Genomic DNA, 20,763 nt, shown 5'->3' on the forward strand with positions numbered 1-20,763 from the left:
AATTGTTACACAGCAATGATGGGAGAAATTTATTTAATAAGTTAAAAAGGAAACTATTTTATTTAAAAAGTTTACTTAATGTTTATGGATTTTTAAGTACACTCTCAGATTCAAAAGGGGCTATAGATTGCTCCACATGTACTACTTTCTGGAGTTGTGTGCTGAAGTTTAGAGTATTGCCTTTTTTGATGTTTAAAGAATTTTCCTCCAGATCTACTATTAAAATATGCAGCTAAAATTGGATCATTTTCTACCATTGTTGCACCTAATATGCTAAAATCTTCATCACTTGTATTGATATTTTTACACAATTGATTTTGTAACATTTATTTGCTCTTCTATATCAATTTCAACATCTTTTTATGTGGCCCTTTGTAGTAGCTCCTTTTGCAATAACCTTTTTTAATTTTCTGTCACATACTTTTTTCGATGTTTTTTCATATTGTTGTTTTTATAAACGTTACGACGCTAAGCCGTAAAACTTCTCCATCTGCTCACTCCACAGCATCGGTATTTCTCTTAAATCAATCAATTTCAAATCTCTTGGCTGCTTTCCATTTACTATGTCTTCTTTAATCTTCGGCGCTAAATAATTTAACCTTAAAATTTGTTGTATTCGTCTTGTACCTATATTAATTTTGGTACTCAGCTCCTTCACACTTGCATATTTTCCCTCTTCTAGCTGACGTTTCCACAAATGAGCTCTTACCACTGCTTTCAGTAGCGCATTGTTTGTTTTTGCTTCTGGTTCTACTACTGTGCATTTGTTTCCTTTCTTTTTTAACCACATCGATATAAATTCTACCTTATCCTCTGAACTCATTTCTATTCCATCTTCTTTTACCATTACTCCTTTTATTAACTTTTTCACTACTTCTTTCTGTTTTCCAAAACTTAAATTTTGCCACTCTTCCGCTTTTTCTCCCAATTTTCCATATAGCTGCTCTGTCCTCCTAATTACTTCTTTTTCTACTTCTCCAGCAACTATTGTTCTATTTACTGATTCACAATTCTTTCCTCTTAAATGATTGTTGCATACGTAATATCGATATCTCTTATTCTCTTTTTTTGCATACGTCAACGTCATGTTTACATTACAGCTCTTGCACTTAATTATTCCCCTAAGTAGCGCTTCCTCGTATTTCGCCTTTCTATATGGTTGATTCTTTATCAATTCCTGCGCTTTTTGCCATTTTTCTCCCCCTATTATTGCTTCATGCTTTCCTTCATACTCTTTCTCATAATGTCTTATCTTTCCCATATATATTGGGTTTGTTATTATTCTTCTCACCGTCGCTTTTTTAAAGATATCTGCTTTCGTTCTGTAACCTTGACTATTTAGCTCCCTTGCTAGTTCTGCCATTGACTTCAGCTCCAAATATCTTTCAAATATATGCCTTACTACTTTCGCTTCTTTCTCATTTATTATTAATTCCTTATCTTTTACATCATATCCAAGCGGCAAAGTTCCTCCCATCCATAGACCTTGTTCCTTTGATGTCGCTATTTTATTTTTTACTCTCTCGACTATCATCTCTCTTTCTAGTTGTGCTGCACCTGATAACACTGTTTGTACAAATTTTCCCATTGGCGTATTATTGTCAAATATCTGCGTTACTGCTACAAAATTTACTCGATGCCTTCTAAAAAATGATGTTACTTCGATGCTGTCTTTTGTTTCCCTTGATAGTCTGTCTAGTGTGTACACTACTACACAATCTACTTCTCCTCCTTTAACATCTTCAAATAATTCCTTTATCGCTGGTCTTTCTAAATTTTTCCCTGAATAGCCACCATCATCGTACCTTTTTACCAATGCTACCCAGCCTTCTTTGCTCTTTACGTACTTCTCACATGCTACTCGTTGCGCATCTAAACTGTTAAACTTCTGCTCTAGTCCATCCTCATTTGATTTTCTCGTATATATCGCACATCTTACCTCTTTCAGCACTCTTTCTCCTTATCTCTCATTCCAAATAGAAGCGGCCCATTGTAGCTCATTCCCATTATTTTTCCGGCTACTGCTGATAATGATGTGAAAAATTCTTCTCGGTAGATTAAACCCTTATCTGTTACCATTACTGCATGCGTCTCTTCTCCTCTCTCTAGTATTAATTCTGTCCCTTCTACTGGTAATTTATCGCTACTTATTCTTTTTCCTTTCTCTAGCCGATCTGCCAGATACTCTAGTCTTTTTGTCCCCTTTCTTGACATTTCTCCATATACTTTTTCCTGCATTCTATAAGCTAATCTTGGTATCAGATATTTCTTTGAATGTTTAGGTGCTTCTTCCCCATATACCTTTTTCCATATTTTTCTCAGCTCATCCAAAGGTTTTCTCTCTAAATTCATTACTTTCTTTTCTATTTCTTCCTTTCTTTCCATATTTTCAGCCTCTCATAATTTCTCAAATAACTTTTCTATTCTGTCTGTTTCTTTCTCCAATACTTCAGTTACTTCTTTACTATTTTTCGCATAATCCATTGCTGTCATTCCGAACTTATCTTCTTGCTCTATTTCTGCTCCTGCTTCCACTATTTCTTTTTCTTCTACCATACATGCAAGGTGCAGCGGTGTGCATTTATTTCCATATTCTTCCGCATTTACATTCCCTCCTGATTTTATCAATTCTCTCACGATTTCTAGACGTTTCTCCGTTACCGCTAGGTGCAGTGCTGTATATCCTCCTACATCTGCTGCATTTACATTCACTCCTTTTTCAACTAATACCCTCACTGTTTTTGCGTCTACTGCATAATGCAGAGCTGTTCTGTCTCTTGCATAAATATTTTTATATGAGTTCTCTAATAATTCTTTTGCTGATTTATTAAATTTTCCAAGCTTTAACATAATCCACCTCACCTTTTCTTTAAAATCAAGTCACCTTTTTAAGCCTTTCTTCCTACTACATTTTCTGCCTCATCTATCATTTCGTTCACTTTGCTTATTATCTTGCTTGCTAAATTTTTACATTCTTCCTTTATTAACGATTTGTCTCTCTTCCTTATTTCTTCTATCTCTATTATTTTTAACTCTGGTAAATAACTCCCATTCAACATGTCTGCTATTTCTCCCACTAGCTTCTCTATTCCATAGCACGTCAGTTCTCTACTTTTTGTTACTCCTCCTTTTTCTCTCAGAAATTTGCTCGCCTTTTCACTCTCTTTGCTGTCACATAGACAATACTTTTCACTTTCCCATATGTAATACATTGGTGTTGCACCGTACTTATTCAGTTGATTAACTTCAGCTCCCGCTTTTACTAGCTCTTTTATTATTTCAACTTTTGCTCCTCCTATTTTGCACGCAGAGTGGAGTGGCGTACATCCACTGACATATTGAGTGGCATTTACTTCTGCTCCCGACCTTAGCAGCACTTTTACATTTTCTAAACTCTTTGCGAATACTGCACAGTGTAGAGGTGTATAACCATTTTTATCTCTTGCATTTACCTCTGCTCCTTTTTTTATTAATAATCTCACTGTTTTGTAATCAGAGATTTCTACTGCTTGATGCAAGATCGTCTCTCCTTCTTCATTTCTTTTATTAATGTCTTTAAATCCGTTACTTGATACTTCTTTAAAAAACTTACTCTTGCTAAAACTCATTTCATACCTCACAAAATTAGCTTTTCTAGCGTTAGATAAATTTCTTATGTTTACCTGCTGCTATTCAAGTCATGTCCTTTTTAGCATAAGAAAGCAAGTCTTTTTCTTTTTATTTCATACACTTTTACCTATTATTAATATAATATATGAGGATCTAAATATAAGTATTTAACTTATTACACATATTGCTTGACTATCTTTCCAACTTCTGTGCAAATGTCGATGTTCGTGCCACTTCAGTACTCCCGGGTAAAATACTAAAATGTAATTTTCTAATTCGTGTATTGAGTCTTTTTGCTCTAAATCTAATTCACTTTCAAAATGAATATTGTGCTCTGCTATACCAAATCTTATAACTTTTTGATTGGTAAAATCTTCTACCTTGTAATGGTGAGTAACGCTAAACCTTTCTAAAATTGGCTTGTGTTTTAAATTCCAATATTGCCCTGAAAGTTTATCGCTTCCCAATACAAATTTATTTCCTCTTTCCTCTACACTACCAACTGGAAAACATGCGTTTATTTCTCCTAAATTCCAACTGTTGTCTGATAAGACTATCTGTGCTTTTGCAAACTTTATTTCTGGCAATAAGCTCTGTGGTAATGGATGTAGTGCTTTTAAGTTATACCACTGATGATTTCTTTCATAGATGCCTTTGTAATCCTTCGTGTGAGGCTCTGTTTCCCCAAGCACTGCTACATCTAACCGATATATGTCATTACTAAATGCTTGCTCATAATGGTTACGTAGATAACTCTCTATAACCTTAATTGATTCACCACTAAACCTGAAAAAATTTACTCTTCCAAACGATAATACTGGTCCATCTTTTTCAATTTTTATCCCTGAGTAATCCGATAACAAACTTCCAAAAAAGCTTTCATCTAAAATAAATCTGCTAACATTATAGTGATTATTGAAAATCCTCATTAGCCGCGATCTTGCTGGTAGTGACAATTTTGCTAGCTCTACTACTGCATCTACAAAAAAGTCATTAGGTACATCTTTTATTCCTATCTGTAATTCAAAAAAGTGCTTGCCAGGTGGTTCTTCGATAATTGTAATGTCTTCTATATTTGCCCATTTTAGCGCTATTTTTAGTGATGCGGGTGTTCCTCTCAGTCTTTGAAATTTTACTCCTTCTACTACGGCTTTTCTTCTATCTTTTACCCAGCGCAGTATTCCTTCTAAGCCATATTCTTCTATTATCCACGGCAATGTTTCTTCTTTAAGACTAAACTTAAATCCTTTTTGGATATCAACCTTATAATCTGTTGCATCTACTAGCGCTTTTTCCTGTTTTGTTGCATTTGGTGGCAATAACATTACTCAACCTTTAAATTTCTCAAATTTGCACATTCATTTCCCATAATCACAACATCTTCTTTTGGCTCGATTAATTCTACGTTTTCTACACCCTCTACAAATAGGTTTGCTATTATCCAAGATCTTGTCACACTCCACCCTAATCTTTTTGCTAATTCAAACTTCTTAATAAGCTGCTTCTTGATTTCCTCCTTCGATATTATAGGACTTATGCTCATTCTGCTATGAATATCTATTTCCATAATATTGCAGCCAATTACTGTTATCGTATCGGTTAAAACCCTTATATCATCTCTAGTAACCTGCTTTTTTACAATTTCAAGTAGTTCTTCTGACACCATGCCAGTTGTTGTTGATAAGATTGAAATTTGTACTTTCCCTGGTATAGGTGATTCTACTAATGCATCTTTTACTCTACTATCTGCCGACAGTGCATGATAACGATAATACTCTTTGCTTCCTCCTGTTGACCACCCCTTTATTTTTGCTTTAATTCTTTTTCTAAATCGTTCGTCCTCTTCTTCTTTCTGCCTCTCCACTCCATAAAACTCAGCTAAATTATCAAGATCTTCTCCTGTCGCAAACTTAAGTAAATTACTCTTTACTGCTTCGTTTATCCTTTGTCTCAGCAAAAGCTCTCTCCAGGCTGCTACTTCTAATACCTTCATCGCTGAGTCACTTTCTACTAATGCCGTAAAACTTTCATCTCGACTTATTAATTCTTCTTTCATACGTGAAAAGATTTCTTCGAAGTTCAGTGGCTCAATAATGTTAGTCTGCTGCATCTTTATACTACAACCTCATCGAAGCGAATCTTTTTCCCCATTGGTACGTACAACCCTTCCAGGTCAAGCGTTACTTTTCCCTCTTTTACTTCTGTCATTTTTACTTTTTCTAATTTAGAGGTTGTCCGGAAACAAGTAAAAGGCTATAATATCTGAAATTTTAGTACGGGGTAAAGATGAGAAAAAAGTATCCAACAGATCTAAGCGAAAGGGAATGGGCAAGAATAGAAAAACACTTCAGAGTATCATACAAGAAAGGAGGAAGGCTGCCAAAGTATAGCAAAAAAGAAATATTAGAAGCAATTTTCTATGTATTGCGTACAGGGTGTCAATGGCGGTATTTACCAAATGATTTTCCGCTATGGAAGACTGTGTATGAGCAGTTCAGGCAATGGAAGAAGCAGGGAATTTTTGAGAAAATGAATTATGAAATTACAAAATATAGTAGAAGAAAAATAGGAAAGAATGAGCAGCCGAGTGCCTGTATAGTAGATAGTCAATCTGTAAAGACTACAGAAAAGGGGGATCAAAGCTATGATGGAAGTAAAAAGTAAAGGGTAGAAAAAGGCATATAATTACAGACACTCAGGGTTTTATACTAGGTTGTTACGTAGGCGCTGCTAACGAAAATGATAGAGATGGTATTAAAATAGCATTAAACAATATGAGAACAAAATATACTAAAGTTAAAAAATGTGGGCTGACATGGGATACCAAGGAAGAAATTTAAAGAATCACATAAAGGAAGAATATGACATAGATATTGAAATTGTTAAAAGGCCTCCATGTAGATTTTGGGTGCACAAAGATACGCCACCTGAGCTACTACCAACAAGAGAACAAGGGTTTAAAGTACAGCCAAGAAGATGGGTTGTAGAAAGGACTTTTGCTTGGGTTAATAGGAATAGAAGGCTATCGAAGGAGTATGATTTACTCACAACATCCACTGAGAATTTCATATACCTAGCTATGAGTAGGGTTATGTTAAAGAGGGAATATGCTTGAATTTACTAGTTTCCGGACAACCTCTGAGGCATATGAAGTGGATTATGTCAATGAAGAACTAAGAAACTGGTTCTTCTTTTTTTCTATAGCTTTAGGTTTACCTACAATTTGAAAAACAACAAATTCGTCATTCCGCTACTCGTTAGCGCCGCGGCGGTATGATGTAGGGAAACCTTTCTTGGGTTAGCTATAAAGTTAAAATTCGACCAGGGCAGCCGCAATAAGGTAGCAAACGCCATCATGTCTTTAGGAGAGTTTGCTAATGAAGGCTCTTAAGTTGACGCCATTGCCTGAACGGATACGCCAATTTTTATGTTCATTTGTAACCGTCTATTATTTTACACCCCAGTCTTTTTCAAATATTGCTAGCCCTTGGTCAGTAAGTGGGTGATTAATTAATTGTCTAAGTACTTTTGCTGGCACAGTAATTGAATCAGCACCAAGCCTTGCAGCTTCTATTACATGCGCTGGGCTTCTCACTGATGCAACAAGAACTTTAGTATCAAAACCGTAATTAGAATATATAGTACATATATCTTCTATTAGCGATAAGCCATCATAGCTTATATCATCAAGGCGACCAACAAAGGGGGAAATAAAACAAGCACCGACCTTAGCGGCAAGGAGTGCTTGTCCAGGAGAAAAACATAATGTGATGTTAACAGGTATTTTATGCTCTGTCCATAACTTTTTACAAGAAATTAATCCTTCATGTGTAAGAGGTAATTTGATCACAACATTATCAGCAATTTTTGCTAAATTCAGACCTTCTGTGATCATCTCTTCATGGCTATCTGCAACAACTTCAACACTAACAGGCCCTTTTATAATAGAGCATATTTCACGCACTAAATCCTCGTATTTATCTTTACGCCCGGACTTTGCTATTAAAGAAGGATTAGTTGTTATGCCGTCAATGAACTCCTTTAGTCCTTTAATTTCATTTAAATCAACGCTATCAAGAAAAATTTCCATATTAATCTCCTATAAAAAAAATACCCTTGCAAAATCTTGTCATCCTACCGCTTGACTTACAACCTTATGAACTTTCTGCGTTGTAAACATCAAACAGCCGATAACACAACTGTACAAATATTGAGACATAAGAGTAATTTGTACCAAGAAAAAAGATGTCATCCCAGTGCCCAGACCCCTTAGACAATGTACCATCTTTTGATTTTGTCTATTCTGGGCGGGGTTTTCAAGTTCTTTGATCTTAAATACTACATCTACTTTATCAAGAGCAATGTTGACTTCTTTTACTAATGTTCTAATAAGACTACGTTTGGCTTGCCAATCTAGGTCCGATTTAACACTAGAATAAAAGCCCTTTATGCTATTTGTAATAAGATTCATTTTCTGCCGTATTCCCTTTTACCTTTTTCTTCTCTCCTTCAATCTCTTTTAAACGTTACTTCATTTTTTTTATTGCCTGCTTAAAGTCTTCCTTACTTATAGTTAGTGCATACTTTGTTGCCGTAAAAACTTCTGGTACCCAAACAATTGTAATAAGTATACACAATCTTTGTCAACTATTTTCGGCACTGGTATATTGACCTTACCCAGAAAAAGTGGAGAGAAAGAAAGGAGTTTTTTCGGGTAAAATAAAATTTTGGAGGATTAGAAATGGCAAGAGAATATACGGCAGAATTCAAATTGGAAGCTGTTAAGCTGGCAAATGAACAAAGAAAGGTAGGTCAACCAGTTGCAAAAGTAGCAAGAGATCTAGGAATAAGGGATAGTGTATTAGGAAAATGGATGAAGAAATATAACGAAAAAAAGTCAGCGGCAAATGCATTTCCAGGTAGAGGTAACATGGCTCCTTACGACAAAGAGAGGTTTGATTTACAAAGCAAGAGTAACAAGGGAAAGAGACATTTAAAAAAAAGCCCTAGCCAGTCAAAAAGAGTAAAATATTTTTTTATATAGTAACTGCTATAAAGTACAGGAATTATGTAGGATTTTCTGCTAGTGGCTACTATAAGTGGACCACAAGAAAAATAAGCAGTAGAGAATCAGCAAATAAAGAGCTACTCGCAGCTATTCAAAAAATATATCAAGTTTCTAAATGTAGATATGGAGCTCCTAAAATTCATGCTGAATTGAAGGCTTTGGGTAAAAGTTGCAATTTGAAAACGGTGCAAAGTATTATGCAGAAAAAATGACATCAGGGCTATACTGAAAAGAAAGTTTAAAATTAAAAAACAACAAACAGATAATAGAGCTGTAGCTCCCAATATACTAGATCAAAACTTTATTGTTGATCAACCAAATAAAGTATGGGATTACTTATATAAAAACCAAAGAAGGATGGCTATATTTGGCAACAATAATCGATCTATATTCACGCATGGTAGTTAATGAGCAGTTCAATAAATAAACAATTGGTTATGGACTCTTTATTAATGGCCGTTAACAAGCGTAAACCTGCCAAAAATCTACTATTACATAGTGATCAAGGTTCACAATATACTTCGCAAGGTTATCAATATCTCTTATCCATAAAAAACATAGATGAGTCATAAAGGTTGTTGTTACGACAATTCTGTTGTGGAAAGCTTCTTTAGCTCATTGAAAAGAGAAATACTTATTGATACTTCACAACACTCTGCTCAACAAACTAGAACTGCAATATTTGAATACATAGAAATTTTTTATAACAAACAACGTCACTATTAACTATTGCATTCCTGAGCATTTTGATTCATCATTCTCTTTGTGAAAAACATTCCAAACTTTCTCTCCACTTTTTCTGGGTAAGGTCAGATACTATAAACTATAAAAAAATTTCTCCGATAGTTCATATAGCAAGTAAATTCACAAAATGAAGACTATTATTTTTATTACAGGTGTATCTACGGTTGGAAAATTAAGTTTGGCTCATATATTAGGTTCAAAGCTTTTTATGCCTAGAAACTTTGCAATTCCACTAACTATAGCTAACCCAAGAAAGGTTTCCCTACGTCATACCGCCGCGGTATCTCAGCATAGATTCCGCTAACGAGTAGCGGAATGACGAATTTGTTGTTTTTCAAATTGTAGGTAAACCTAAGCCATTTTAGCTATACTTGTAGAGAAAAAAGAATAGATGATGATCCTAAATATTTAATAAATTTGACTACTGAGGAATTTCAAAAATCTCAATTTTTTATTAATTGTGATATGGTACATTCTATCTTCATATAGCTTTCCTCTTCATACCTCAACTAATGAAATCAGAAGCATCAACTCCCTTTTGCAAGCAAGCAGCAATAACAGTGTTCATCATTAGAAATGCAATGGTCATTGGGCCAACGCCCCCGGGTACTGGGGTCATAGCTTTGGCTTTCCCTTTTATTCCTTCAAAGTCAACATCACCTACAAGCTTTCCTACGTTAACGCTATTTATGCCAACATCGATCACTATTGCACCTTTCTTTATCCAGTCTGCTTGAACAAAATTTGGCTTTCCGACTGCTGCAACTACTATATCCGCTTTAGAGCAATATTCAGCTAAATCCTTGCTTTGTGAATGCAAGATGGTGACAGTGCAGTTTTCTTGCAATAGCAGGTAAAACATTGGCTTGCCCACGATATTTGACCTACCAATTACCACTGCGTTTTTACCGGAAAGGTTCTCTTCAATTGACTTAATTAAATGCAAAGAACCTTTAGGAGTGCAAGGTATAAGGCAGTTTTTTTCACCTTTAACTAATTTGCCAACGTTTTCATCATGAAAGCCATCTACATCTTTTTCAACACTTACTGTATTAATTACTCTGCTTGCACTAATATGATTTGGTAAAGGCAATTGCACTAAAATGCCATGCACAGATGGATCTTCATTTAATTCATTGATTTTTTCAATTAATTCATCTTCTAAAATATTATTAGGCAAAACAATGGTCTCAGAACTTATGCCTATTGATTCTGCTTTTTTCTGTTTGTTGCGAACATAAACCTGACTTGCTGGATTGCTACCTATGAGAATTACTTTCAGGCAAGGAAAAATGTTATACTCTCTCTTTAAAATATCAATTTTTTGTGATAGCCTCTCACATAGGTCGTTTGCTATTTTTTTACCATCAATAATAATTGTCACTTCCTTGCCACTCCTTAAAGTCGGGTAATTTGATATCAAATAAATCCAATACTTTGCCAACAGAATGATTAATAATATCATCCAACGATTTCGGTTTAATATAAAAAGCAGGCACTGGTGGAGCAATAATTGCTCCCATCTCCGTTAATTTTAACATATTTTGTAAATGCCCAAGATGCAGTGGTGACTCTCGCACCATAAGAACTAACTTTCTTCTTTCTTTTAGCGTTACATCTGCAGCCCTTGTCAATAGATTGGAAGTAACACCTGATGCGATTTCAGACATTGTCTTCATAGAGCATGGTGCTACAATCATCCCTGAGGTTTTAAATGAGCCGCTTGCTATTTTTTCTCCAATCTTTTCTTCAGAATAGTAAAAATCTGCAAGTGATGTAATATCTTCAAGTTTTTCTTTAATCTCGTGAGCTAAAGTTACTTTCCCAGCACGACTTATCACTAAATGAGTTTCATAATCGACGTCTTTCAACGCTTCTAAAATACGCACACCGTAAATAGAACCAGATGCTCCACTTATTCCAATTACAATTCTGCTATTCACTTAACTCTTCTTCGTAGCTCATTCCCAATGCACGTTTATAGGTATCAAGCAATATTTCTTGTTCCTCTCTGTCATCATCATCCATCTTCCTCAGCCTAATAATTTGTTTCATCACTTTTATATCCCAACCTTCATCTGCGGCTTTTGCATATACATCACGAATGTGATCTTGCACATCCCTCTTTTCTTGTTCAAGTTTTTCGATTCTCTCTATGTAACCCTTCAACTCTTCAGCCGTTATTTTTACTGTATCTTCCATGAAACTCCACTAATTAATTGCTGCCACTAATATTACCAATTTTTACTTGCACTTCAACAACAGTAATAATATTTTTATCTTTTTTTAAAATCTTAAAGCGAAAACCATACATGGAAAACTCCTCGCCTTCGTCAGGAATGCGCTCTATTTCATTCACAATCATACCTGCTAGAGTTGTAGCTTCTTCATCAGGGAGATTCCAGTATAACTGCCTGTTAATGTCCCTAATAGTAGATTTTCCTTCTATGTGATACATATTATCAGATATTTTCTTTATAAAATTCTCCGTAATCAAATCATGTTCATCCGAAATTTCTCCAACTATTTCTTCCAGTATATCCTCAAGAGTTACAATTCCCTGCAGTGCTCCATACTCATCAATAACAAATGCAAGGTGTTTCCTGTTCTTACGGAAGTTGTGAAGTTGCACGCTGAGCGGTGTACTTTCTGGTATGAACCAAGGCCTTGACATAACTTGGGTAATGTCAACTTCTTCCGCTTTATTATTCTTTTCACGCAAAGCATTTATTAGAGCTTTCACGTGAATTACACCTACAATGTTATCTGGTTCCTTCTGCCATAAAGGTACTCTACTGTGACTGCTGGTTAAAATCTCTCTTATTAACTCTTCTTTATTCCGATCTATATCAAGAGAAAATAGGTTTCTTCTATGGGTCATAATTTGTGATATCTCTGTCTCAGCCAAATCAAGTATGCTGCTTAGCATATCTAAATCCTGTTGCAACATAGTTCCTTCACTGCGGTGAAGAGTAATCATATTACGCATTGCATCCGCTGCAGATATCACTTCCTTATCTTTATGCAGCCCACATAATTTTAGGATGAGGTTAACAATAAATTGAATACCTAGTGTCAATGGAGAAAAAATCTTTACAAAAAACAATACAAAATAAGCAGAAAATGATGCAAATTTTTCAGGATTTTGAATAGCATAAGTTTTTGGTAGAACTTCGCAGAACAATAAAATACAAAATGTCATTATAATTGTTGATAGGAGAATGCCCTCATTTCCAAAAAGATTGATAAATATTGCTGTAAATAAAGCAGAGCAAGTAATATTAATAATTGTATTGCCGAGCAATACCGTTCCTATTGTCAATTCTTTCCTATTTAATAAGCGATCTATTACCCTGGCTTTTTTGTTACCGTCTAGCTTTAGCTTATTAACTCGAGAACGGCTAATTGAGGTTAAGCCTATTTCTGCTCCTGAGAACAAAAACGATAAAACTAACAAAACAAAAATTGCTGATGATACTAAGACCAATAACCAATCCATTAAAGTACGATGTTATTGTGATAAAAAATAAAATTAATTTTACATGTTATGAGAGGCATTTGCAAGCCTGAATTTATATTGCCGAATTTTATATACCTTTAATCTTAAAAAACAAATCATAAAGCATATTACACGCTGCGTTCACATGCTCATCCTCAATGATAAGTGGTGGGGTTACCCTTACTACTTTGTTGTTTAAAACCCTAGTTATTATTAAACCTTTATCAAGAGATCGACTAATAATTTTATCAGCTACAAGAGTTGCTAGTTCTATTCCTATTAGTAACCCTTCTCCACGAACTTCTAAAATCATCTCAGGAAATTCTTTAGCTAAAAGCAACAGCTTTTCTTTTAAATATTTACTAATTCTTTTAACATGATCAAAAAAGCCTTCTTTTAGCATTATATCGAGCACTGCATTACCAACAGTCATGGCAAGTGGATTGCCACCATAGGTTGATCCATGAGTTCCTGGAGTAATTGCTTCTGCTATATAATCTTTCACTAAACATGCAGCTACAGGAAAACCGTTACCCATAGCCTTCGCACAGGTTAGCATATCAGGTTCAATGCCGACATTTTGATAATGAAATAAAGAACCGATGCGTCCATATCCGCACTGCACTTCATCAAAGCACAAAATTATTCCTTGAGCTTTTGTTATTTCCCTTACTTTTTGAAGATATTCTACGTCTAGTGGATATACTCCACCTTCGCTTTGTATGGGCTCTAAAAATACAGCAGCTATTTCATTGTTGATTTTTTCTTCTAATGCTTTAATGTCATTTCTTGGCACTTTATCAAAACCAGAAAGGAGCGGAGCAAAACCTTCGCGTGATTTTTCATTGCCTCCAGCAGAAATTGCAGCAATACTGCGGCCATGAAAGCCTCCTTCAATTGTAATAATACGATTACGTTTTGCTTGCCCTTTTGAATAAAAGTAACGACGAATAAACTTAATTGCAGCTTCTGTTGCTTCAAGCCCACTTGAGCAGAAAAAAACTTTATCTGCAAAAGTAAGGGTTGTTAAACGCTCGGCAAGCCTTTCTTGCTCGGGAATAGTGAAAATGTTAGAGCAGTGCCATAATGAGCTCGATTGCTCTTTCAGCTTATCTGTAATGTATGGATGACAATGCCCTAAAGAAGTTGTAGAAATACCTGCAGCAAAATCTAAATATTTTTTACCATCTTTATCAAAAAGATATGCCCCTTCTCCCCTGACTATAGGAGTGTCAAGTCTATTATACGCATTAACAACATGATCCATTTTATAAGTATTGTGGTATTATCTATACTATACCTGAAATGAATCCATTAACACAAAGCTTTTCCTTTAACCTCTTATGCTACTTCAACTAAAAATTTGGCTAATGCAAACCTTTTTTGTCATTCTATAGCTAAAGTGACTTGGTTTTATCAACACTTATTAGCCATTGTAAAAGTTTTTGTTTCTATTGAATGATAGTTGTAGCCTATGCAAGAAGTTTATTGACTTTGAGCGCACTTTAGCCTATACAATTTTAATATCTTAAACTACTGGACATGCCCGATCTAAAGACAATGATGTTAAATTTTGGACCTCAGCACCCAGCTGCACATGGAGTGTTGCGTCTTGTTTTAGAGATGGATGGTGAAGTGATCGAGAGGGCAGATCCCCATATTGGGCTTTTGCACCGCGGTACTGAAAAATTAATAGAACATAAAACGTATCTTCAAGCTTTGCCTTATTTTGATCGCCTTGATTACGTATCACCAATGTCACAAGAGCATGCATATTCACTTTGTGTGGAGAAATTGTTGCAATGTGAAGTGCCAATTAGGGCAAAGTATTTACGTGTCTTGTTTTGTGAACTGACGAGAATACTAAATCATTTACTGAACGTTTCTTCTCAAGCACTTGATGTTGGAGCAATGACCCCTCTTTTATGGCTCTTTGAAGAAAGAGAAAAAATACTGGAATTTTACGAAAGAGCTTCAGGTGCAAGGTTTCACGCAGCTTACATCAGGCCAGGTGGAATTGCAGCAGATGTTCCAGAAGATTTGATTGAGGATATTGCAAAGTTTATAGAGCAATTTCCAAAATATATAGACGATGTTGATGAACTTTTAACAGAAAATAGGATATGGAAGCAACGCACTGTAGGAATTAGTGAAATATCAATTAAACAGGCACTTGATTGGGGCTTTAGTGGCCCAATGTTGCGCGCTGCTGGGCTTGCTTGGGATTTGCGAAAAAGCCAGCCATATGAGATATATGATCAACTAGATTTTGATATACCGATCGGCCAAAATGGCGACTGTTATGACCGTTATCTAGTTAGAATGGCAGAGATTAGGCAATCTATCAGTTTGGTGAAGCAGTGCATAGAGAAAATGCCTGAAGGGCAAATAAAAACTGAAGATAGAAAAATTTCTCCACCGTCAAGAGCAGAGATGAAAAAATCTATGGAAGCTCTGATTCACCATTTTAAGCTCTATTCAGAAGGATATCACGTACCAGAAGGTGAGGCTTACGCAGTTGTTGAGGCACCAAAAGGTGAGTTTGGAGTGTATATAGTTTCAGATGGTACCAATAGACCTTATAGGTGCCGAATAAGAGCACCTGGCTTTGCGCATTTACAAGCCTTAGACTTTATGGCAAAAGGACACATGCTTGCTGACGTTGCAGCAATTATTGGCTCACTCGATATAGTTTTTGGTGAGATTGATAGGTAATCATTGGTACCCGTTCAGGCAATGGCGTCATGCAAGTAGCTGACACATAACTGTACGAACATTTGTTTGCAAAGGCAGTATGTTAAGTGTTATAGCCGATTTTGCCTCAAACACAAAGGCAGTGCCTTGACTACTTGGATCCAGAAAAATTGATTGTGTACTATACAACATTTTTGATCAAAAGCGTAACCGTTCACTGTTAGACTGCATTCTGTGATTTTTAGCAAAACATGATCTTTCATTTGAGCTTCCTTCAATTTAAAATAAATACAGAAAATTGCTGCCTATAGCTAAACTGACTTAGATTTACCAACAATCGTCATCCCGCTACTTGTTAGCGGCTAAGAGATACCGCGGCGGCATAGCTATCTTCAAAAATATGGTTGAATAATTGTGTGTATAATTATTAATATTTTAAACACTTTGGCTATGGCTTTATCTAAGTTTCTCGACCCTAAGCTGGATTTAACCTTCAAAAAAATATGTAAGGTCAAGAACTGGCGCGCCTACTTTAGGGTTTGGTGGCTGATCCATTGTTTTCACAATAGGCCTCAATCCAAATTCCCATGTTAACGTTTCCAGCTCCCGCCTCGTCAAACGCAGCATCCGCACTACGCTTTCCTAGCAGATTCTTTACCAAAGTTTATAACATATTGTGCTGGTGATGCTTTCGGTTTGTAATACCTTATTCTATAGTCTGAATATAGACCCAGCGTTTTGTATATCCATTCGCTACTCCACTTCTTCCAACCAAACCCTCTCTTCACTTTCAGTTAATAAGTGATTTTCTATTTCACCTTCCAAACTTGCCTCCAGCAGCTTTTTTATAAATGGTGTAAATGCTCCATCCCTTCCTGTTAATGGTCTGCCTTCCCTTATTGATGACAGTATATTTGCTTCCAGTTCTTTGTAATCTACCAAACCGGTAGTTCTGTTTACTACTTTCTGACTCATTGTCAAACCTCCATTTTTTTTATATCAATTTATTACTTTTTTTTTGGTTTGACACACTTTTTTGAACATTCCCTGTTAAGATGCCTAATCTACTTTCAGCTCCTCAGTATGTAAACTGCGTGGTAAAGACTCTAATTCCTTTGCAGCACTTAAACTTTTATTTTTTGCATGTATACCAAGCTTATTGAATTCTCGAGCAGCAGGAAACACCCTTGCTTCAAGAGAGCCAGCAGTTTTATTATAATGATCAACAGCACTTTTTAAGCTCCTGCGCAAATTATCAAAGTTTTCACCCATTGTGCAAATGCGCTCATATAAAATATGACCTAGTTCACTGATTTTCTTTGCGTTTTCAGCTATCATCTCTTGCTTCCATCCATACGCTATTGCTCTCAGCAACGCAATTAGAGTGATCGGTGTTGCAATGATCACTTTTTTTTCCACTCCAATCTCTATCAAAGCAGGCTCATATTCCAGTGCTGCGCTAAAAACCCCCTCCCCTGTTAAGAAAAGCACCACAAGTTCTGGCGTATTTTCAAATTGATTCCAATACTCTTTTTTACCCAAATCATTTATGTGTTTTTTTATTGCCAGGGAATGATTCTTTAATTTCTCCTTTTGTATTTGCAAATCATTTTGTGATATAGCATCCATGTAAGAATCAAGCGGCACTTTAGCATCTATTATTATTTGCTTTCCAGATGGCATTTTGATTATTAAATCAGGACGCAATAAATTATCCTCGTTTTTATCAACCACTGACGGCTGAGTAAAAAAATCGCAATATTCAATCATTCCCGCCATTTCTACCACCCTTTTGAGTTGCATTTCACCCCACTTTCCTCTGATGTGAGGCTTTCTCAAGGCATTAGCAAGGCTGGAAGTTTGGTTCATCAGCGCTCCAATTTGCTCCTTTAAACCTTCATAGGCCCCTACCCTCTCTTTTTCCAGCTCGCGTATTTCATTATCAAATTTTTCTAATTTTTCTTTTATTGGAGTTACAACTTCGTTGATCGTTGCTTGTCTTTTTTTGAAATCGCTTTCCGTTTCTTTTAATTTACTATCGATTACTTCCTTTGCTAAGTTCAGAAAATTATTGTTATTTGTCTGCAAAGCATCAAGAGAGAGCGCTTTAAAAGTGTTTGTTAATCTCTCCTCTGCTTTTGTTAGTAATTCTATTTCCTTTTTCTTTTCCTCACGTTCTTTTTGCAGAGTTACTTCAAGTTCTGCTTTTTTGACCCTTAAATCAACTATTTCTTCATTCTTCGTAAGCAAAGTTTGCTTTGTTTCTTGAAGTTCTTGCTCTAATTTACATAAATTACCCTCAAGGTTTGCTTTCTTTTCGCTCAGTTTTTTTACGATAATGTAGAAAAATAGTAATAGAGAGACAACCAGAGCTATAGTATTGAAAAGCATCAGAATAAAAAAGCTGTATTTACAATTCTATATGATTTTTGTGTGTATAAGAAAGAAAAAAGGAGCACCTAAAGAGGTGACCTTACCCAGAAAAAGTAGAGAGAAAGTTAAGACGTTTTTATCATGAGAATAAATTGTGCAGGAATGCAATAGTTAATAGTAGAATGTCTACGTTATTTGTTATAAAAGATTTCTATGTATTCAAATATGGCAGTTCTGGTTTGTTGAGCGAGAAGTATCAATAAGCAGCTCCCTTTTAAGTGAACTTTTCTGCAACAGAGTTATCGTAACAACAGCCCTTATGGCTCATGCTGGAAATGATGTTTTTTGTATTCAATAGAAATTGGTAATTTTGAGAGGTATACTGTGACCCTTGATCGCTATGTAACAGCAGATTTTTATCGGGTTTGCGTTTATCAACGGCCATCAATAAAGAATCTATAACTAATTATCATGTTACTCATTAACCACCATGCGTGAATATAGGTCAATTATTGCCGCCAACAACCTTCTTTTAGTTTTATGTAGGTAATCCCAAACTTTATTTGGCTGATCAGTAGTAAAATTTTGATCCAATGTGTTCGGAGCCACAACTCGGTTGCTTATTTGCTGTTTTTTATTTTTTGAACCTTCGTCTAAACTTGGCTTTAATGCCATTTTCTTGCATAACACTTTGTACTGTTTTAATTTTTGCCTAAAAGCTTTTAATTCAGCGTGAATTTTAGGGGCTCCATATCTGCATTTAGAAGCTTGATGTATTTTTTGAATATCTGCTAGAAGCCCTTCTTTTGCTAATTCTTTACTGCTTTTTTCCTTAGCAACCCATACCACCAGTACAAAACCCTACATAGTTCCTGTGTTTTATAGCAATTTCTATATAAAAGAATACTTTACTCTTTTTCTTTGCCCAGGGCTTTTTTTAAGATGTCTCTTTCTCTTATTAGCTCTTTTTTTAGATCAAATCTTTCTTTGTCATAAGGAGCCTTTGCCTGGAAATGCGTATGCTCCAGACATTTTTCCATTATATTTTCTTACTTAACATACTGCCATCTATACCTAGATCTTTTGCTATTTTTGTACTTGCTTGACCTGTTTCTTTAACCAGCTTAACAGCTTCTAATTTGAATTCTGCTGTATATTCTCTTCTATTTGTCATATTTTGAAAAAACGTTTTATTTTACTCCAAAAACGTCTTAACTTTCTCTCTACTTTTTCTGGGTAAGGTCAATTTACCGCCGCGGCGCTAACTAGTAGCGGGATGACGGGTTACCAAATTGTAGAAGTTGCTTTAGCTATAAATTCAAGTTTTATCAATGTCTTGTGTTGTTACCCAAATAATGGTTGTGCAAGCGCTTAATTTTTTGATCAAAAAGGAACAAGTTTAGTAAAAAATAATGATATTATTAGTGGAACATAAAACAGTCCCACTGCAGTACTGATTAGAAGCAACAGAGTAGCTTTATCTGGTTGATAATTCAAAATATTAGCAAGTATTATACTGGACCCAGAAACTGGAATAATAGCCAGCAACATCAGTGCTTTATATATGCTCTCATCGTATATACCTATAACATGCTTGTCTAAAAGGACAATTCCTAAAACAAACAGTGGCCAGAATACGTACTTTGCTGTAATAGTGATCAAAGCAAGCTTCCAATCTATTTTAAAGCTTGCAATATTCGCAATGCTCACTCCAAGTAGCACCATTCCTAATGTGACAAATGTACTTCTAATATTCATCATAACATCTGTTAAAAAAGTAGGTATTTGTATATCGTATATACTTAAAAAGAAGCCCAGAACCATCGCATAAAGCGAAGGAAGTTTGAACAACTTTAATATGCATTCTTTTGCGGTATAAATACCATTTGCAGCTATGTAAAATCCTAAGCTGTTTTCAAATAGCGCCATTCCTATATAACAAACAACATATACAGATACTGAATCTTCATCAAATAAAGCCATGGCAATCGGCAGGCCAAAATAACCCATACTTGTGCTGCCCGAGCTAAATGCTAATATGTTTCTTGTGTTATCCTTAAATAAAAAAGAAGAAAGATAATACACTGATAAGGACATAGTGCTACCTATAAACCATATCAAAATCGGCAGAGAAATTACTTTTAAGTTAACTTCTGTATGAGAGACTCCATATAAAATCACTATTGGATTAGCTATATAAAAAAGTATTTGAGATATAGTGTTTCTATCAACTTTAAGATATTTTCCTGCTAAGTAACCAATAAATATTGTAATATAAATAGGTAATATTTTGAGAAAAAGAGTAAGGAACATACTAGCCTATTGTAATATTTTTGATTGATAAAGTGACATTAGATCTTAAGGTGTTGTAAAAGTAAACAAAATTTATTTTCCAATTTATCCAGCTCATAGTTAATTAAATTAGTGCCAAAATTTGTTTTTACATAGGACTTAAGAATGACATTTGTATGATAAAATTATGTTAAGTTTCTGTAAAGCTTCTTGCATATTTTTGAATAATGACATATTTACTAAAAATTAAACTGCTTGTAGTAATTTAGACGGACTGTTGAAAAAGTAAGAGGAAATAAGTAAAGTTAGGACAGAGAGTAAGAGCTTTAACATAGTTGTCATATTTTTCTTTAATTAACCCTAGTGTCCAATTTATCCACCATTCCTTCACATGAGGTGTTTCTAACCATTTTAATAACAGTAAAAAATGTTTTCTTTCAACGCTTTAAATGTGATATTTTTATTCATTAATTAAAAATCTCAA

The 20,763-nt window shown here is 35.1% G+C and carries 17 protein-coding genes and 6 pseudogenes; 3 read left to right on the forward strand and 20 right to left on the reverse strand.

The window, feature by feature from the left end:
• Positions 1-110: 110 nt before the first annotated feature.
• From J4T77_RS02485 to J4T77_RS02520, 8 genes and pseudogenes are all read right to left on the reverse strand, one after another.
• Positions 111-326, reverse strand: coding sequence for a hypothetical protein (locus J4T77_RS02485; RefSeq protein ID WP_190321182.1), 216 nt, complete (start codon positions 324-326; stop codon positions 111-113).
• Between the two features lie 134 nt (positions 327-460).
• Positions 461-1,951 carry a recombinase family protein gene (locus J4T77_RS02490; RefSeq protein WP_190321181.1) on the reverse strand — a complete coding sequence of 497 codons (1,491 nt, stop codon included), beginning with the start codon at positions 1,949-1,951 and terminating at the stop codon, positions 461-463.
• Positions 1,945-2,385: a DUF2924 domain-containing protein gene (locus J4T77_RS02495; protein ID WP_190321180.1), complete on the reverse strand. Its 441-nt coding sequence runs from the start codon at positions 2,383-2,385 to the stop codon at positions 1,945-1,947. Before J4T77_RS02495 ends, J4T77_RS02490 begins: the two co-directional genes overlap by 7 nt.
• A gap of 12 nt (positions 2,386-2,397) precedes the next feature.
• Positions 2,398-2,850, reverse strand: coding sequence for an ankyrin repeat domain-containing protein (locus tag J4T77_RS02500; protein WP_190321179.1), 453 nt, complete (start codon positions 2,848-2,850; stop codon positions 2,398-2,400).
• A gap of 38 nt (positions 2,851-2,888) precedes the next feature.
• On the reverse strand, positions 2,889-3,608 hold the full coding sequence (locus J4T77_RS02505) for an ankyrin repeat domain-containing protein (protein ID WP_190321178.1): 720 nt from the start codon (positions 3,606-3,608) through the stop codon (positions 2,889-2,891).
• Between the two features lie 168 nt (positions 3,609-3,776).
• The gene (locus tag J4T77_RS02510) at positions 3,777-4,934 is read right to left on the reverse strand and encodes a phage tail protein (protein ID WP_190321177.1); all 1,158 of its coding nucleotides are present in this window, start codon (positions 4,932-4,934) and stop codon (positions 3,777-3,779) included.
• On the reverse strand, positions 4,934-5,719 hold the full coding sequence (locus tag J4T77_RS02515; protein ID WP_190321176.1) for a baseplate assembly protein: 786 nt from the start codon (positions 5,717-5,719) through the stop codon (positions 4,934-4,936). The genes J4T77_RS02510 and J4T77_RS02515 overlap by 1 nt, the downstream gene beginning before the upstream one ends.
• A gap of 2 nt (positions 5,720-5,721) precedes the next feature.
• Positions 5,722-5,835: pseudogene (locus J4T77_RS02520) on the reverse strand (GPW/gp25 family protein); the annotation flags it as partial.
• A 60-nt stretch (positions 5,836-5,895) separates the two neighbouring features.
• Between J4T77_RS02520 and J4T77_RS02525 the strand changes: the two are divergent.
• A pseudogene (locus tag J4T77_RS02525) lies at positions 5,896-6,724 on the forward strand (IS5 family transposase).
• Positions 6,725-7,057: 333 nt separating this feature from the next.
• Here the strand turns inward: J4T77_RS02525 and fsa are convergent.
• Together fsa and J4T77_RS02535 are read right to left on the reverse strand one after the other, a co-directional pair.
• Positions 7,058-7,699: a fructose-6-phosphate aldolase gene (gene fsa, locus J4T77_RS02530; RefSeq protein ID WP_007552982.1), complete on the reverse strand. Its 642-nt coding sequence runs from the start codon at positions 7,697-7,699 to the stop codon at positions 7,058-7,060.
• A gap of 39 nt (positions 7,700-7,738) precedes the next feature.
• A complete protein-coding gene (locus tag J4T77_RS02535) occupies positions 7,739-8,080 on the reverse strand; it encodes a hypothetical protein (RefSeq protein ID WP_190321175.1) in 342 nt (113 codons plus the stop codon).
• Positions 8,081-8,350: 270 nt separating this feature from the next.
• On the opposite strand from J4T77_RS02535, the pseudogene J4T77_RS07520 reads away from it, so the two are divergent.
• Positions 8,351-9,446: pseudogene (locus tag J4T77_RS07520) on the forward strand (IS3 family transposase).
• Positions 9,447-9,926: 480 nt separating this feature from the next.
• Here the strand turns inward: J4T77_RS07520 and folD are convergent.
• The 5 genes from folD to J4T77_RS02570 all read right to left on the reverse strand — a co-directional run bounded on the left by folD (position 9,927) and on the right by J4T77_RS02570 (position 14,187).
• On the reverse strand, positions 9,927-10,805 hold the full coding sequence (gene folD, locus J4T77_RS02550; RefSeq protein WP_010082295.1) for a bifunctional methylenetetrahydrofolate dehydrogenase/methenyltetrahydrofolate cyclohydrolase FolD: 879 nt from the start codon (positions 10,803-10,805) through the stop codon (positions 9,927-9,929).
• Positions 10,789-11,364 (reverse strand): UbiX family flavin prenyltransferase, encoded by a 576-nt coding sequence (locus J4T77_RS02555; protein ID WP_010082294.1) that lies wholly within the window; start codon positions 11,362-11,364, stop codon positions 10,789-10,791. The genes folD and J4T77_RS02555 overlap by 17 nt, the downstream gene beginning before the upstream one ends.
• A complete protein-coding gene (locus tag J4T77_RS02560; protein WP_010082293.1) occupies positions 11,357-11,623 on the reverse strand; it encodes a DUF2312 domain-containing protein in 267 nt (88 codons plus the stop codon). Before J4T77_RS02560 ends, J4T77_RS02555 begins: the two co-directional genes overlap by 8 nt.
• Positions 11,624-11,636: 13 nt before the next feature.
• Positions 11,637-12,920 carry an HlyC/CorC family transporter gene (locus tag J4T77_RS02565; protein WP_010962674.1) on the reverse strand — a complete coding sequence of 428 codons (1,284 nt, stop codon included), beginning with the start codon at positions 12,918-12,920 and terminating at the stop codon, positions 11,637-11,639.
• A gap of 88 nt (positions 12,921-13,008) precedes the next feature.
• The gene (locus tag J4T77_RS02570) at positions 13,009-14,187 is read right to left on the reverse strand and encodes an aspartate aminotransferase family protein (protein WP_190321174.1); all 1,179 of its coding nucleotides are present in this window, start codon (positions 14,185-14,187) and stop codon (positions 13,009-13,011) included.
• A gap of 275 nt (positions 14,188-14,462) precedes the next feature.
• Here J4T77_RS02570 and J4T77_RS02575 point away from each other — a divergent pair, with 275 nt between their 5' ends.
• Positions 14,463-15,635, forward strand: a complete 1,173-nt coding sequence (locus tag J4T77_RS02575) for an NADH-quinone oxidoreductase subunit D (RefSeq protein ID WP_010962676.1) — start codon at positions 14,463-14,465, stop codon at positions 15,633-15,635.
• A 759-nt stretch (positions 15,636-16,394) separates the two neighbouring features.
• On the opposite strand, the pseudogene J4T77_RS02580 reads toward J4T77_RS02575, so the two are convergent.
• The 5 genes and pseudogenes from J4T77_RS02580 to J4T77_RS07530 all read right to left on the reverse strand — a co-directional run.
• A pseudogene (locus tag J4T77_RS02580) lies at positions 16,395-16,589 on the reverse strand (IS256 family transposase); the annotation flags it as partial.
• Positions 16,590-16,673: 84 nt separating this feature from the next.
• Positions 16,674-18,005: a DNA recombination protein RmuC gene (locus J4T77_RS02585; RefSeq protein ID WP_190321173.1), complete on the reverse strand. Its 1,332-nt coding sequence runs from the start codon at positions 18,003-18,005 to the stop codon at positions 16,674-16,676.
• A 173-nt stretch (positions 18,006-18,178) separates the two neighbouring features.
• A pseudogene (locus tag J4T77_RS07525) lies at positions 18,179-19,161 on the reverse strand (IS3 family transposase).
• Positions 19,162-19,370: 209 nt separating this feature from the next.
• Positions 19,371-20,300 carry an AEC family transporter gene (locus J4T77_RS02600; protein WP_190321172.1) on the reverse strand — a complete coding sequence of 310 codons (930 nt, stop codon included), beginning with the start codon at positions 20,298-20,300 and terminating at the stop codon, positions 19,371-19,373.
• Positions 20,301-20,604: 304 nt separating this feature from the next.
• Positions 20,605-20,747, reverse strand: a pseudogene (locus tag J4T77_RS07530) (N-acetyltransferase); the annotation flags it as partial.
• Positions 20,748-20,763 lie beyond the last annotated feature (16 nt).

The sequence above is a fragment of the Wolbachia endosymbiont of Drosophila innubila genome, from assembly GCF_021378375.1.
In the GTDB taxonomy this organism is placed as follows: domain Bacteria; phylum Pseudomonadota; class Alphaproteobacteria; order Rickettsiales; family Anaplasmataceae; genus Wolbachia; species Wolbachia pipientis.

Bases quoted from the DNA above. Each gene is read 5' to 3' on its own strand.
- J4T77_RS02560 (WP_010082293.1), bottom strand. From the start codon at position 11,623: ATGGAAGATACAGTAAAAATAACGGCTGAAGAGTTGAAGGGTTACATA.
- J4T77_RS02570 (WP_190321174.1), bottom strand. From the start codon at position 14,187: ATGGATCATGTTGTTAATGCGTATAATAGACTTGACACTCCTATAGTC.
- J4T77_RS02585 (WP_190321173.1), bottom strand. From the start codon at position 18,005: ATGCTTTTCAATACTATAGCTCTGGTTGTCTCTCTATTACTATTTTTC.
- J4T77_RS02510 (WP_190321177.1), bottom strand. From the start codon at position 4,934: ATGTTATTGCCACCAAATGCAACAAAACAGGAAAAAGCGCTAGTAGAT.
- J4T77_RS02535 (WP_190321175.1), bottom strand. From the start codon at position 8,080: ATGAATCTTATTACAAATAGCATAAAGGGCTTTTATTCTAGTGTTAAA.
- J4T77_RS02600 (WP_190321172.1), bottom strand. From the start codon at position 20,300: ATGTTCCTTACTCTTTTTCTCAAAATATTACCTATTTATATTACAATA.
- J4T77_RS02485 (WP_190321182.1), bottom strand. From the start codon at position 326: ATGTTACAAAATCAATTGTGTAAAAATATCAATACAAGTGATGAAGAT.
- J4T77_RS02505 (WP_190321178.1), bottom strand. From the start codon at position 3,608: ATGAGTTTTAGCAAGAGTAAGTTTTTTAAAGAAGTATCAAGTAACGGA.
- J4T77_RS02495 (WP_190321180.1), bottom strand. From the start codon at position 2,385: ATGGAAAGAAAGGAAGAAATAGAAAAGAAAGTAATGAATTTAGAGAGA.
- J4T77_RS02500 (WP_190321179.1), bottom strand. From the start codon at position 2,850: ATGTTAAAGCTTGGAAAATTTAATAAATCAGCAAAAGAATTATTAGAG.
- J4T77_RS02575 (WP_010962676.1), top strand. From the start codon at position 14,463: ATGCCCGATCTAAAGACAATGATGTTAAATTTTGGACCTCAGCACCCA.
- J4T77_RS02515 (WP_190321176.1), bottom strand. From the start codon at position 5,719: ATGCAGCAGACTAACATTATTGAGCCACTGAACTTCGAAGAAATCTTT.
- fsa (WP_007552982.1), bottom strand. From the start codon at position 7,699: ATGGAAATTTTTCTTGATAGCGTTGATTTAAATGAAATTAAAGGACTA.
- J4T77_RS02565 (WP_010962674.1), bottom strand. From the start codon at position 12,920: ATGGATTGGTTATTGGTCTTAGTATCATCAGCAATTTTTGTTTTGTTA.